This is a genomic window from Streptomyces sp. NPDC048434, from assembly GCF_043200375.1.
GTDB lineage: Bacteria > Actinomycetota > Actinomycetes > Streptomycetales > Streptomycetaceae > Streptomyces.
The window spans coordinates 18,155-31,424 of record NZ_JBICXQ010000018.1 but is presented as its reverse complement, the minus strand read 5'-3'; the positions used below and the strand labels follow the sequence as shown (position 1 = coordinate 31,424).

13 protein-coding genes are annotated in these 13,270 nt (G+C 70.0%); 8 read left to right on the top strand and 5 right to left on the bottom strand.

The genetic code is table 11. The features are described from left to right. The first annotated feature begins 110 nt into the window (after positions 1–110). The 3 genes from ACGFWI_RS21615 (at position 111) to ACGFWI_RS21605 (ending at position 4,090) form a co-directional block, all read left to right on the top strand. Positions 111–1,673 carry an MFS transporter gene (locus ACGFWI_RS21615; RefSeq protein WP_393907599.1) on the top strand — a complete coding sequence of 521 codons (1,563 nt, stop codon included), beginning with the start codon at positions 111–113 and terminating at the stop codon, positions 1,671–1,673. 201 nt (positions 1,674–1,874) lie between these two features. After that, a complete protein-coding gene (locus ACGFWI_RS21610) occupies positions 1,875–2,960 on the top strand; it encodes a magnesium and cobalt transport protein CorA (RefSeq protein WP_393907598.1) in 1,086 nt (361 codons plus the stop codon). Positions 2,961–3,223: 263 nt separating this feature from the next. Continuing rightward, positions 3,224–4,090, top strand: coding sequence for an oxaloacetate decarboxylase (locus ACGFWI_RS21605; RefSeq protein WP_393907597.1), 867 nt, complete (start codon positions 3,224–3,226; stop codon positions 4,088–4,090). Between the two features lie 113 nt (positions 4,091–4,203). Here the strand turns inward: ACGFWI_RS21605 and ACGFWI_RS21600 are convergent, their stop codons facing one another. Both ACGFWI_RS21600 and ACGFWI_RS21595 read right to left on the bottom strand, forming a co-directional pair. Beyond that, positions 4,204–5,424, bottom strand: coding sequence for a CynX/NimT family MFS transporter (locus tag ACGFWI_RS21600; protein WP_393907725.1), 1,221 nt, complete (start codon positions 5,422–5,424; stop codon positions 4,204–4,206). Between the two features lie 76 nt (positions 5,425–5,500). Next, positions 5,501–6,247 (bottom strand): FadR/GntR family transcriptional regulator, encoded by a 747-nt coding sequence (locus ACGFWI_RS21595; RefSeq protein WP_393907596.1) that lies wholly within the window; start codon positions 6,245–6,247, stop codon positions 5,501–5,503. 139 nt (positions 6,248–6,386) lie between these two features. On the opposite strand from ACGFWI_RS21595, the gene ACGFWI_RS21590 reads away from it, so the two are divergent. From ACGFWI_RS21590 to crcB, 3 genes are read left to right on the top strand one after another with little or no spacing between them, the layout of a single operon-like run. Then, on the top strand, positions 6,387–6,824 hold the full coding sequence (locus ACGFWI_RS21590) for a fluoride efflux transporter FluC (RefSeq protein WP_393907595.1): 438 nt from the start codon (positions 6,387–6,389) through the stop codon (positions 6,822–6,824). Continuing rightward, the gene (locus ACGFWI_RS21585; RefSeq protein WP_393907594.1) at positions 6,821–7,207 is read left to right on the top strand and encodes a DUF190 domain-containing protein; all 387 of its coding nucleotides are present in this window, start codon (positions 6,821–6,823) and stop codon (positions 7,205–7,207) included. The genes ACGFWI_RS21590 and ACGFWI_RS21585 overlap by 4 nt, the downstream gene beginning before the upstream one ends. Beyond that, complete coding sequence (gene crcB / locus ACGFWI_RS21580) at positions 7,204–7,578, top strand: fluoride efflux transporter CrcB (protein WP_393907593.1); 375 nt, start codon at positions 7,204–7,206, stop codon at positions 7,576–7,578. The genes ACGFWI_RS21585 and crcB overlap by 4 nt, the downstream gene beginning before the upstream one ends. A gap of 222 nt (positions 7,579–7,800) precedes the next feature. Here crcB and snpA read toward each other — a convergent pair whose 3' ends face one another. After that, positions 7,801–8,466 (bottom strand): snapalysin, encoded by a 666-nt coding sequence (gene snpA / locus ACGFWI_RS21575; RefSeq protein WP_393907592.1) that lies wholly within the window; start codon positions 8,464–8,466, stop codon positions 7,801–7,803. 218 nt (positions 8,467–8,684) lie between these two features. Here snpA and ACGFWI_RS21570 point away from each other — a divergent pair, with 218 nt between their 5' ends. Beyond that, entirely contained in the window at positions 8,685–9,644 is a 960-nt protein-coding gene (locus tag ACGFWI_RS21570) for a LysR substrate-binding domain-containing protein (RefSeq protein WP_393907591.1), read from the top strand. A 362-nt stretch (positions 9,645–10,006) separates the two neighbouring features. Continuing rightward, positions 10,007–11,299 carry a cation:proton antiporter gene (locus ACGFWI_RS21565; RefSeq protein WP_393907590.1) on the top strand — a complete coding sequence of 431 codons (1,293 nt, stop codon included), beginning with the start codon at positions 10,007–10,009 and terminating at the stop codon, positions 11,297–11,299. 3 nt (positions 11,300–11,302) lie between these two features. Here ACGFWI_RS21565 and ACGFWI_RS21560 read toward each other — a convergent pair whose 3' ends face one another. Continuing rightward, positions 11,303–12,526 carry a DUF4238 domain-containing protein gene (locus tag ACGFWI_RS21560; RefSeq protein ID WP_393907589.1) on the bottom strand — a complete coding sequence of 408 codons (1,224 nt, stop codon included), beginning with the start codon at positions 12,524–12,526 and terminating at the stop codon, positions 11,303–11,305. Positions 12,527–12,738: 212 nt separating this feature from the next. Next, positions 12,739–13,269 (bottom strand): NUDIX domain-containing protein, encoded by a 531-nt coding sequence (locus ACGFWI_RS21555; RefSeq protein ID WP_393907588.1) that lies wholly within the window; start codon positions 13,267–13,269, stop codon positions 12,739–12,741. Position 13,270: the final 1 nt, after the last annotated feature.

The window sequence follows — 13,270 nt, the reverse complement described above, 5'->3', positions numbered from 1 at the left end:
ACCTAGCGTCGAAGGCGTCGACGGCCGGCCGCCGCGCGAAGCCATCGCCTTCCGCTTCCGGTCGGCGCCGGCTTCCGCTCCCTTCCGCACCGGTTCCACTGGAGAACGTCATGACCACGACCGTCCCCGCTGCCCACGAGACGGCCGCCACGGCCCCGCCGGCGGCCGGCCGCAGACGCTGGATCGCGCTCGCCGTCGTCCTGACGGCGGCGTTCATGGACCTGGTCGACGCGACCATCGTCAATATCGCCATCCCGAGCATCCAGCGGGACACCGGTGCGACGTTCAGCGCCGTGCAGTGGGTCACCGCCGGCTACGCCCTCGCGTTCGCCCTGGGTCTGATCACCGGCGGCCGGCTCGGCGACATCCACGGCCGCAAGAAGCTGTTCCTGCTCGGCATGGGCGGCTTCACCCTCGCCTCGGCGCTGTGCGGTTTCGCGGCCGGCCCCGGCATGCTGATCGGCGCGCGGGTGCTGCAGGGCGCGATGGCCGCCCTGATGGTGCCGCAGGTGCTGGCGATCATCCACGTCAGCTTTCCGGCGCACGAACGCGGCAAGGTCTTCGGGATGTTCGGCGCGGTGATCGGTCTCGGTGCGGTCTGCGGACCGCTGATCGGCGCGCTGCTCACCGAGGGAGATCTCCTCGGCCTGGAATGGCGCCCGATCTTCCTGATCAATCTGCCGGTCGGGATCGCCGGCATCCTGCTCGGCCGCCGCTTCCTCACCGAGTCCAGGGCCCCGCGCGCCCTGCGCGTCGACCTCATCGGCACCGCGCTGGCCACCGCGGGCCTGCTGATGCTGCTCTACCCGCTCACCGAGGGACGGGAGTCCGGCTGGCCGCTGTGGGGCTTTGTCTCGATGGCCGCGAGCCCGCTCGTCCTGGCGGTCTTCGTGCGCTACGAGCGCGCCAGGGCCCGTCAGGGCGGCTCACCCCTCGTCGAGCTCTCGCTCTTCAAGGTCAGGAGCTTCGCGGCGGGCGCCGGCGTCCAGCTGACCTTCGGTGTGGTCAGCGGCCTCTTCTTCCTGGTCTGGACGCTCCACATGCAACTGGGGCTGGGCTGGGGCCCGCTGCACGCCGGACTGACCGGGGTGCCGTTCTCGCTCGCCTGCTCCACCGCGGCCGGGGTGTCCGTCCAGAAGCTGGTGCCGCGCTTCGGCCGTAAGGTCCTGCAGGCCGGTGCGCTGATCATGCTGTCCGGTGCGCTGGTCTACCTCGTGGAGGCCGGGCGCCACGGCACCGCCCTGCAGTCCTGGCAGTTGGCGCCGGCGATGCTCCTCATGGGCGGCGGGATGGGGCTGATCGTCGCTCCGATCACCGATGCGGCGCTCTCCGAGGTGCCCGCCGGGCACTCCGGTTCGGCGTCCGGCATCTTCAACACCACCGGCCAGCTGGGCATGGCGCTGGGCCTCGGTCTGTCGTCGGTGGCCTTCTTCGGGGTCGTCGGCGGTACGGGGGAGACGGGCGGCGCCGGGGCCGCGGGCGCGCTGCGGGCCTCGTTCGTCGATGCCACCACCCACGCCCTGTGGTGGGTCTGCGGCGGCCTGGTCGTCGTCTTCGGCCTGCTGTTCCTGCTGCCGCGGACGGTACGTACCCAGGAGGCGGCGGAGCGGGAGGAGCCGGCAGTCGGGGACGGCGCGGAACCGGAGCAGCGGCAGCTGGTTCCCGTCTCCTGAGGCCCGCGCATCCCCGGTCCGTGGCGCCGGGAACGGGGTGGGGCGGCTCCCCGGACCGCGGTGGGCGGCCGGGCGCCTCCGCTGTGCCGCGCCGGGTGAGGCGGCGGTCGACCGAGCGTCTCCGCCCGGTCCCGCTGCGTAAAAACAGCCCCTGCGCCGTACCGTTCACGCGCACCCACGGGCCATACTGGCCGGGTGTCGATGATCAGCAACCTTCGCAAGGCCGTCCGGCTGCCGCAGCCGCGCACCCGGGGGGTCGACCTCAGCCACCCGGCGCGCTCGCCCCTCGGCACCGCCGTGGTGAACTGCGCGGTGTACGTGGACGGCGTGCGGCAGGACGGCGACCACCCGGCCGAGGCGGCGATCCGCCGGGTCCGTGAATCCGGCCGTGGATTTGTGTGGATCGGGCTGCATGAGCCGTCCGAGAAGGAATTCGCCGGAATTGTCGAGTTGTTCGGGCTGCACCCGCTCGCCGTCGAGGACGCGGTCTACGCCCACCAGCGGCCCAAGCTGGAGCACTACGACGACTCGCTGTTCACCGTCTTCAAGACGGTCCGCTATGTCGATCACGACCGGCTCACGGACACCAGCGAAGTCGTCGAGACCGGCGAGATCATGGTCTTCACCGGCACCGACTTCGTGATCACGGTGCGGCACGGCGGGCATGGCTCGCTGGGCCCGCTCCGTGAGCAACTGGAGTCCGTGCCCGAACAGTTGGCGCTCGGGCCGTCCGCCGTGCTGCATGCCGTCGCCGACCTGGTCGTGGACGACTACCTCGATGTCGCCGCCGCCGTCTCCGTCGACATCGACGACGTCGAGAGCGAGGTCTTCTCCGTGCGCGGCAGCGGCGGAGCCGGCCGGATCTACCAGCTCAAGCGCGAGCTGCTGGAACTCAAGCGCGCGGTGGCTCCTTTGGACCGGCCGATGCAGGAGCTGGCGACCCAGCCGATGGCGCAGGTCGAGCCCCGCATCAAGACGTACTTCCGGGACGTGGCCGACCACCTCGACCGGGTCACCGAGCAGATCACCGCCTTCGACGAACTGCTCAACTCCATACTTCAGGCCCACCTCGCCCAGGTCACCGTCGCCCAGAACGAGGACATGCGCCGGATCAGTGCCTGGGTCGCGATCCTGGCCGTGCCGACCATGGTCTGCGGGGTGTACGGCATGAATTTCGACCATATGCCGGAAAAGCACTGGACGTTCGGCTATCCCCTGGTGATGGCGCTGATCGTGACCCTCTGCTGGGTGATCCACCGCGGCTTCAAGCGGAACGGCTGGCTCTGACGCCTGCCCGGCGACCGGGGCCGGGCGGACGGGCCCCGGGACGGGCTCGCGAGCCCGTCGGGCGCTGACGCGGGGATGAAGCGTAGAGAAAGTGACGGAAGGCCATGGCGTGTTAGAGGCGTGGTGCCGATGCGCCGCCGGATAAACATGCTCTGACCAGTTCCCTGGTGGACGGGTTGTCGCGGCGCAGGGACCTTCGGTGCGCCCACGGGCATGCCCGGACGCCGGGCCGCGACCCCCGCCGGTTCCGTGAGGAGAGCACATTGCGGTACGGACAAGCGCTGCGTGACGAGATCGCGGCCGAGGGGACGACGCCGCTGATCGGCGTCCACGACATGTACTCGGCCTCGATCGCCGCCGCGCACTACGACGGCTTCTTCGTGTCCGGCTTCGGCTTCGCCGCGTCGTACTACGGGCTTCCGGACATCGGGTTCATCGCCTGGCCCGACATGGTCGCCTTCGTGGAGCGGCTGCGCGGTGCGTTCCCGCGCCATCATCTGCTGGTGGACATCGACGACGGCTATGTCGACTCCGAGGTGGCCTGCCATGTGGTGCAGCGACTGGAGCGGAGCGGCGCGACCGGGGTGATCCTGGAGGACCAGAAGCGGCCGCGCCGTTGCGGCCATGCGGACGGCAAGCTGCTGTTGCCGCTGGAGGAGTACCTGGAGAAGCTGAATCTGGTGCTGGCCAGCCGTACCGATCTGCTCGTCGTGGCGCGTACGGACGCCACGGACGAGGACGAGATCCTGCGGCGGGCGGCGGCGCTGGCCGAGACCGATGCCGATGTGGTGCTCGTCGACGGGGTGCGCAGCGTCGACCGGATCCGCCGGATCCGCAAGCTCCTCGGCGCCAAGCCGCTGCTGTTCAACCAGATCGCGGGCGGGAAGTCCCCGCGGCTGTCGCTGACCGAACTGACCGAGCTCGGTGTCGATGTGGCCATCTACAGCACCCCCTGCCTGTTCGCCGCGCACCGGGCGATGGAGACCGCGATGGCCGAGCTGAAGTACGCGGACGGACGGCTGCCGGCCACCGGGGACAGCGGCGGCGAGATCGGGGTCAAGGAGGCCACCGAACTGCTGGCCCGCAACATCAGCCGGCACCACCCGGTACGAGAGGCCGTCCCGGTATGACCCGCGGGGCGGGGCGTCCGGTCGCCCCGTCCGGCTCCACGCCCGAAGATCCCCGGCATGCGCCCGGCGGCTCCCCGCACTCCGCTTCGCCCCGGGGATCCGCCGGCCTCCCGCTACCGCCCCGCCACCAGCCGCGGCCGGGCCGCGCACCACCCCGCCGCGATCTGCGGCAGCAGCAGCACCAGCAGGACCGTCAGTGGCACCGTCCAGCTTCCGGAGAGATCGTGCACGGCGCCCAGGACGGCCGGGCCGGCGGCGGCGAGGACATAGCCGAAGCACTGGGCCATGCTGGAGAGTTGGGCGGCGTGCCGGGCGTCCGGCGCACGCTGCACGATGAACAGCAGCGCGAGGCTGATCGCCGCGCCCTGGCCCAGCCCGAGCAGCACCATCCAGAGGTAGGCGCCGGCGGCCGGCGCGACCAGCACCCCGAGGAAACCGGCCGCGCACAGCAGCGCGCCGACGGTGGCCAGGACGCCGGCCCGCAGCCGGCGGCCGACGACGACCGGTGCGAGGAACGAGCCCGTGATGCCCAGCAGCGAGGAGAAGGAGAGCATCCAGCCGGCGTCGCCCGCGCTCATCCCGGCATCCGTGAGCATCGTCGGCAGCCAGGCCGCGGCCGCGTAGTAACTCAGCGACTGCAGGCCCATGTACCCGGTCACCTGCCAGGCCAGCGGATCGCGCCACAGACCGCGTACCGGGTGCGCCGCCGCACGGGCCGCGGCCGCCGGCACCCGCGTACGGGTACGGATCTGCGGCAGCCAGCAGACCAGCGCAAGGACCGCGAGTGCGCCCCAACAGGCCAGTGTGGAGCGCCAGTTCAGTCCGGCGGCCTGCTGAACGGGCACCGTGACACCGGCCGCGAGCGCGGCGCCGCCGAACAGTGACATCGAGTACAGACCGGTCATCAGCCCGGCCCTGGCCGGGAAGTCCCGCTTGATCAGGCCGGGCAGCAGCACATTGGCGACGGCGATCCCCGCGCCGATCACCAGCGTGCCGGCGAACAGCGCCACGACCGAGTCCAGCAGCCGCAGCGCGGTGCCCCCGCAGATCAGCGCCATCGTGCCGAGCAACGACCGCTCCGTGCCGAACCGCCGTCCCAGCCGCGGTGCGACCGGTGCCAGCAGGCCGAAGCAGAGCAGCGGCAGCGTGGTGAGCAGGCTCGTGGCGGCGGCCGACATCCCGCTGTCGTCGCGGAGGGTCCCGACGAGCGGGGAAACGGCGACCAGGGCCGGACGCAGGTTCAGGGCCAGCAGGACGACGCCGATGCCGAGGTACAGGGCGCGGCGCCCGGCGACGCCGGACGGATCCGGTGCGGCGAGGGGCTCCTCGGACATACCGGTACCGCGCGCTTGCCCTTCCGCGGGTATGCGGGCGGCGGGCGCCGCCTCCACGACCGCCGGTCCTCCGTCGTCACGCACGCGCGTCCTCCCCGGGCCGGGTGGCGCGGTGGTGGTCCCGGGGCTCCGCTGGCTGCTCGCGCAGGGCGTTCATCGCCTCCGTGAGGTGCGTCAGCGCGGCCCGCTCGGCGGCCTCGGCGTCCCGCGCCTCGATGGCGTCGACGATGGCGGTGTGCTCATCGAGCTGATGGCGTACCGCATCGGGCAGCGGCGTGCCGAGCACGGCCTGCAGCGTCCCGCGCAGCGCATCGCTGAGGTGCTCGTACAGCTCAGCCAGCACGCTGTTGTGCGCGGCGGCCGCCACCGTCCGGTGGAAGTGCATGTCCGCGTCGATGAAGGCGGCCACGTCACCGCTCTCCCAGGCCCGGCCGCGCTCGGCCAGCGCACCGCGCAGCGCGGCGAGGTCCTCATCGGTACGGCGCTCGGCGGCATAGCGCGCGGCATCGCGTTCCAGACCGGCGCGCACCTCGTACGCCTCCAGGTTCTCGGCCCGCCGCAGCCGCCGCTGCACGGCCGCGCCGAAGCCGCTGCCGGCGCGGACATAGGTCCCGTCGCCCTGCCGCGGCTCCAGCATCCCGGTGTGCACCAGCGCGCGGACCGCCTCGCGGACGGTGTTGCGCCCGACGTCGAGCTGCTCCACCAGCACGGGCTCGGCGGGAATCTTCGTGCCGACCTTCCACTCGCCGTCGGCGATCAGCTGCTCCATCTGCTCGATGACCAGATCGACCAGGCTGGTGCGGGCGGTGCTGCGCAGCGGCATCGACGCCGTCCTCCCTCTTCGCAGGAGGCCGTTTCCGGGGGCTCCTGGGGCCTATTCCAGCGGTGATGGGAACATCCCATGTTTAGCGGTGTCAAACGCACAGGGTTAGCCTGAGGGCGGCGATGATCTCGGGAGACACATGGACGAGCGAGGCCGCCGGGCAGCGCCCTGGCACGGGCAGTGGCCGGTGATCGGCGTGGTGGCCGCGGGCGGTGCGATCGGCGCCTCGGCCCGTTATGGCGCGGCACTTCTCTGGCCCACGGGCAGCGGCGCCTTCCCCTGGACGACCCTCGCCGTCAATGCCGTCGGCTGTGCGCTGATGGGCGTCCTGATGGTGGTGATCACCGAGGTCCGGCCGGCCCACCGGCTGGTGCGTCCCTTCCTCGGCACCGGCATCCTCGGCGGCTTCACCACCTTCTCCACCTACGCCGTCGACATCCAGCGGCTGGCCGGCGCCGGGCGGCCGGCCGCGGCCCTGGCCTGTCTCGCGGGCACCGTGCTCGCCGCGCTCGCGGCGGTATGGGGCGCGGTGACCGGCACCCGTGCACTTCTCGAACTGAGGCGGCGGACGGCATGACACACGGCACGGCACACCCGGGCGGCACCCCGGCGCTACGGCTCACGGTCCTCGTCGGCGAGGAGGACGTGTGGCATCACAAACCGCTCTATGCGGAGATCGTGCACCGCGCGCGCGAGACGGGTATGGCCGGCGCCGGCGTCTTCCGGGGGATCGAGGGCTTCGGCCCCTCGCGCCTGATCCACACCCAGCGCCTGCTGTCGCTGAGCGAGGAGCTGCCGGTGGCGATCGTCATCGTCGACACGGAGGAGCGGGTGCGCGGCTTCCTGCCGCAGCTGGAGGAACTCCTCACGGACGGCGGGCTGGTGACGCTCGACCCGTGCGAGATGATCTCCTACCGGCGGACGGACGGTGGGGGCCCCGGGGAGGGCGGCCGCGGGTGAACTGGCTGCTGGTGGTGGCCGGTGCCATGGTCGGGGCGCCGCTGCGTTTTCTCACCGACCGCTATGTGCAGTCCCGGCACGACCAGGTCTTCCCCTGGGGGACCTGCACCGTCAATGTCGTCGGCTCCCTGGTCCTCGGCCTGCTGACCGGCGCGGCCATGGCCGGTGCCGCCTCCTCGTCCGTCCAGCTGCTGATCGGCACGGGGCTGTGCGGTGCCCTGACGACGTACTCGACCTTCTCCTACGAAACGCTCCGGCTGGCCGCGGACCGGGCCCGGGGTAGTGCGGCGGCCAACGTCGTGGTGAGCGTGGCGGCCGGACTGGCGGCGGCGTTCGCCGGGGTGGCCGCCGGGCAGGCGATCTGGGGCTGACACCGGCCCCCGGCCCCCGGGCAAACGAAAGCGGTGGGGCTCCGGGAAGGAGCCCCACCGCACGGGCGGTGCAGGAGATGCGAGGGCTGGTGGGGTACGAGCGCCGGCCGCCAGGTCCCGGCTCTCGACAGCCCCCGGCCGTGCGCATCCGACCACCGTCAGCTCGGTCAGATTCGCCGGCCACCGCCGAACTTCGTTACCTCACAAGGTCTGTGGGGTACGTCAGGAGGCCTTGCCGAAGTGGACGCCCGCCAGGCCGTTGGCCCAGAGCTGGTCCACCTTGGCGCTCTCGTTCGCGTCCGGCTGGGTGTTCTGGCAGGACGTGCCGGGGCCGCCGCCGGACATCAGCTCGCTGCACGGGCCCTCGTAGTGGTCCGGCAGGCCCAGCACATGGCCGGTCTCGTGCGCGGCCACGCGAGTGGAGTTGTACTCCTGGTTCTGCTGGTAGTCCAGGAAGACAAAGCCCTTGCCGTGGCCGTCGGTGCTGGCGTACGAACCACGCGCGTCGTTGCCCTCGCGGTACTGGAAGTCACCGCCGCTGCCTGCCTGCAGCTTCACGTTCGAGACGGCACCGTTCCAGATCGACGCGCTCTGGGCTATCTGGTTCGCGAACGTCGGGGCCGCGCTGGCGTCATAGGTGACGGTCACCGAGGCGGCGTTCGGGTGGGCCTTCATCTTGGCCTTGGCCGACTTCAGCACGGCCTCGAAGAATGCCTTGGTGTCGGCCTTCTCGGCCGCCGAACCGTTGTAGGCCGCTATTGAAGCGGAGGTGCTGTGGGAGGAGTTGGTGGGGGAGGAGGAAGCTGCCGAAACCGGCGCCGCGGCTGCGAGCGCGGCGACGAGGCCCAGACCGAGCGCCGCCGACAGCGCCGTCTTGGGAGATCTCATGTGGGGGCTCCTTTATTTCCGAGGGCCGTACGGCCGCCGTGTGGGGCGGCGGCCGGGGCCCTGCGGATTTCTTGGTGCCGTTGAGTCTGGACGGAGTTCACCCGGAAGACAGAGATGCCAGGTGGCGATAGCACCGGTCAATACCCCGGAAAAAAGAGCGCGTTCCGACAGGTTTGAGAGTCTGGTGTGACGTATGCCGACGTCGTTATGCTCCGGACGTGGAGCTCGAGGTTAGGCATCTTCGCGCATTGTGCGCCATCGCGGACTCCGGCAGCCTACGCAAGGCGGCCCGGCAGCTCGGCATGACCCAGCCTTCCCTGACGACCCAGCTCCATCGCATCGAGAAAGCCCTCGGCGGCCAGCTCTTCTTCCGTGAGCCGACCGGCAGCCGGCCCACGCCGCTGGGGCATTCGGTCCTGTGCCGGGCCCGGCCGATAGTGGCCGAAATGCGGGCACTTATTGACGAGGTCGCCTCGGCCTCGCACCGCGACCGGGGTTCACGGCTGCACATCGGCAGCACCAACAGCCCCGCCGTCGCTGGGTGGCTGCGCCGGCTCCGGGTGCGGCTGCCGGATACCGACACCACGATAAGAACCGATGTGTCCGCCAATGCGCTGCTCCACATGGTCGCGTCGGGACAGCTCGACGCCGCCTTCGTCCACGAGGTCGAGGGCGCGCCCCTACGGGTCCCCGAAGGCCTGGTGGAGCATGAACTCGTCACCAGGGAGCCGCAGTTCATCGCCGTGGCGGACACCCACCGCGCGGCCGCCCGGACGGTCATCCGGGTGGCGGAACTCGCCGACGACCAGTGGATGGTCGACCCGACCGTGGACGGCGAATGGGCGGGACTGCGCCGCATCTGGGCCGCGGCCGGTATCAACCCCCGTGTCGTGCACGGCGACTACCTCACCACGGTGGATCTCGTCACGGCCGGCGAGGTGGTCACCCCCTGCCAGCCGACCGCCCGTCCCCGGCACGGCATGGCGATCCGCCCGCTGTACGGCGACCCGCTGGCCGTCCGCCTCTTCATGGCCTGCCGCCAGGACGGCACCCCCGCCGCCTCCGCCGACGACCTGTTCGCCGATCTGACCGCCTCGTACATGGAGACCGCCTGGGCGAGCGAGGCCTACCGGACCTGGCTCGTGCGGCACAACGGGCCACTGCCGGTGGGGAGCTAGAGTTCCCCACCGGCGGAGGGACTTGATCGCTCTCCGGGGGCCGGGAGGCCGCGCGCTCACGCAGCCGCCGGTCAGCAGCATCGACACACGGCGGATCACCGTGGCAGTCCTCCGGGTACCCCGCCCCAGGTAACGGGATCCGGCCACCCGCCGTGCACCGGCGCCCCCGTCCCCAACAGGTCCTGCTGATGGCTGGTCAGGTGGCGAGCTGCCGGGGCCGGCCCGTCGGTCGCGGGGCGGCGGGCCGTCGACCAACCGTGTGAAAGCCGCCGTCCCGGCCTCTTGGGAGCGGCCGGGCGGTGGGGTGGTGGCCGAGAGTGGGGGTGCCCGAGAGCCGGTGCGGCCGAGCCCTGGAGACCCCTGTGGATGGCACCTTTTCCCTGATCCTGCTGCTGCTGTTCCTGTGGTGCCTGTGCTCGCGGCGGATGGAGCGTTTCGAGCTGACCGCCCCGGCCGCCTTCGTACTGCTGGGACTTCTGCTGGGCGAGGGCACCGGGGTCCTCGATCTCGCGCTCTCGCACGAGACGGTCAAGGTGCTCGCGGAGATCACCCTGGTCTGGGTGCTCTTCACCGATGCCGCCCGGCTCTCCTTCCGGGCCCTGCGCCCGGAGCTCGGCCTCTATGTACGGCTGCTGGGGATCGGACTGCCGCTGTGCGTGGGCCTCGGCACGCTGCTGGCGGCCGTCCTGCTCCCCGGTGTCTCGGGGTGGGCCGCGCTGTACGTCGGGGCCGCGCTCGCACCGACGGACGCCGCGCTCGGCGCCACGATGATGGTCAACCCCGTGGTGCCCGCGAAGATCCGCCGGCTCATCAATGTGGAGAGCGGACTCAACGACGGCATCGCCACCCCCCTGGTGGTGCTCGCCCTGGCCGGAGTGTCCGCGGCCGAGGGCATCGCCGGACCGGATGCCGCCAACCATGCCCTGGTGCAGCTCGCCGTCGGTGCGGCGTACGGCGCGGTGGTCGGTCTGGCCGCCGGATGGCTGCTGCGGACCGCGCTCCGCAACGGCTGGGCGAGCGAGGACTTCGCCGGTGCGGGCCTCCTGGCCCTGGCACTCCTCGGCTACACCTCTTCGCTCGCGATCGGCGGCAACGGCTTCGTCGCCGCCTTCGTCGCCGGCCTGGCCTTCGGATCGGCGCACGGTGCGCCGCATCGGGTGCTCCTGTACGTCGAGCAGTCCGCCGCACTGCTCTCCGTGCTGGTCTGGCTGGTTTTCGGCGCCCTGCTGCTTCCGGAGGTGTTCGACCATCTCACCTGGCAGACCGCGGTCTACGCGGTACTGAGCCTCACGGTGATCCGTATGGTGCCCGTGGCGCTGTCCCTGGCCTGGAGCGGTCTGGACACCAAAACCGTGCTGTTCGTGGGCTGGTTCGGGCCCCGCGGACTGGCCTCGATCATCTTCGGACTGCTGGCGGTCGAGGAGCTCAAGAGCCCCGACACCGAGGCGGTGGTCCCGGTGGTCGCCCTCACCGTGCTGCTCAGCGTCCTCGCCCACGGCCTCACGTCCGTGCCACTGGCGAACCGCTACGGGAGAGCGGCGGCGGCCAGAGGCATCGGCCCGGCCGGCGCCGCGGCGGACGAGCTGCCGGTCAGGGGGATGGCGGCCGGCGCTCTGCGCCACGGCCGGCGACGGGGCGGCCCCGCCGCGCCATGAACGTCACCCGCCGTCGTCCCCCGGACCGCACGCACACGTCCGTCCCACAAAGACCGCACCCGTCCCGCCACCACCCGCCATTGGCGGAGGGCGTCGGAACGGGTGCGGACATCCGACGGGGCGCCGCGTCCCACGCACACGCGGGCCGGGTCGCCGGCGTCCAGGGATCGGCCAAGGGAGGTCGTCGATTGGCATGCCATTTTTCCGATCTCCCGGAGGGCTTGTCTCCGACATGGCCCGCAAGCTTGCTTCCGGAATATTACTAAAGAGCCCTTCTTCTCGGATAAATTCTTCAGTATTGGACATCGAAGGCTGGTCGCCCGTCGCAGGTTGAGGGAGGTGGATTCCTTGAAGTGGTGATTCCTCGGGATGCTGGTATAGGTACCTTCGGGCCCCCATGGCCGTTTCCTGGTTGACGCTTCGCGCAATCTTCGTCGATCCCGAAACGGTGAAATCAGGGAGTTCCACAGCATTCCGGAGGTTTTTCGGTTGGATTGTGAGTGCGCAGCGGCGGCTGAGCGGAACCAAGAATAGATCGGCTGTGAAAATGCCCACTCCCTGCCATGCGGGATAGTCAGGGGCGACGGCAAGTGAAACTGGATGGTCGGAAGTAATGATGGAGCGTCGGGTGAATTTGTACAGCGTCCACTGGCAGTCGTTGAGGTAGGCAGAGGTGCCGGGTAGAAGACTCATCAGCAGGCGGATGTGGTCGTTGGCGTCTGCGGTCATGTCGGGTCCACCTGGTTTGGTCAGGTCGCGCCACTCAACGTCCAGCTCCTCATCAGAAACAACCCGCTTCTCGGCCTCCTGAATGTGTGAGCGCAGCGCCTCTTTCCCGGAGACTCCGACGAGGAGCCGGATCATTTCGGCATTATGATTCTTCTGATTCTGTCGTATCTGCTCTGCCGTTAGGTGCTGCAGCGCAATCCACGTGGCGAAAGATTTCCGGTGCTCACCTTGGATCGGCCAAGCCCCGGAGAGGATAAGTTTCAGTGCCTCGGCAGCGGAGCCTTCGATTTTGCTGAAAGATCTCTCGAAGAAGTCTGACAAGGAGCCATCGGGAAGCGTTACTGTGTAGAAGTCCTTAATGACGCTGGCGTCACCAGTTGAAAGAACGGGTGCGGGGTCGCCGGGAAGTGAAACTCGGCGAATTCTCCCGGCGTTATCTGCGAATCCATTCAGGTAGAACCTGGATACGGTGTGCTGACGTCTAACCCGGTTGCTCAATCCTTACCCCTTGGGTCTGGCTGAGGAAGTGAATGGGCGGTGGGGAGTGACGATCGTGCCCGCCGGCCTCGCCGGTCTCCTTGATACGGAAGCGGACGTTGTCGTCGGCGAGGTACGGCATTTCATCTGCCCTCGGTGCTCGCGATGACGAGTTCGAGCTACTTGCGGTGTCGGTTAAGGAAGGGGGCGGTGGCGTCGGGCATGGGACGGCTTTAATGCCAGCCGTCGAGGGAGACCTCTGGGCCTCCCTCGAGGTACCGGTGGACGGCGTTTGCTGTGGTGTCCACGAAGTTCTCGGGGATGGAGTCGGCGTCGACCCAACGGACCTGGGAATGCTTTCGAGGTTCGCGGTTTTCGGGTTCGCCGGTCCAGTCGTGGGCAGCGAAAACAACGGTGAGGAAGCCGTTGGGGGCTTCGACGCCCCAGGCACCGTGGATGATGTGGGCGACCTTCAGCGCCTCCGGATTCACGGTCAGGCCCGTCTCTTCGAACAGCTCGCGGACGGCCGTCTCGATGATCGGCTCGCCGGGCTCGCTCTTGCCGACGGGGAGGTCCCACATGCCCTGTGCGAACTTGGCGTTCTCACTGCGCTGGAGGAGGACGACGCGGTCGGTGATCTTGTCGTGGACGATGACGGCCGCGACGAGCAGAGTCATCGATTCGAGCGCTGGCTTGAGGGCTTGGGAGCGGTCGTCGGTCTGCTGGGCCACGGTGTTCCCTTCGTCGGGCGGGTTGTTGGGCATG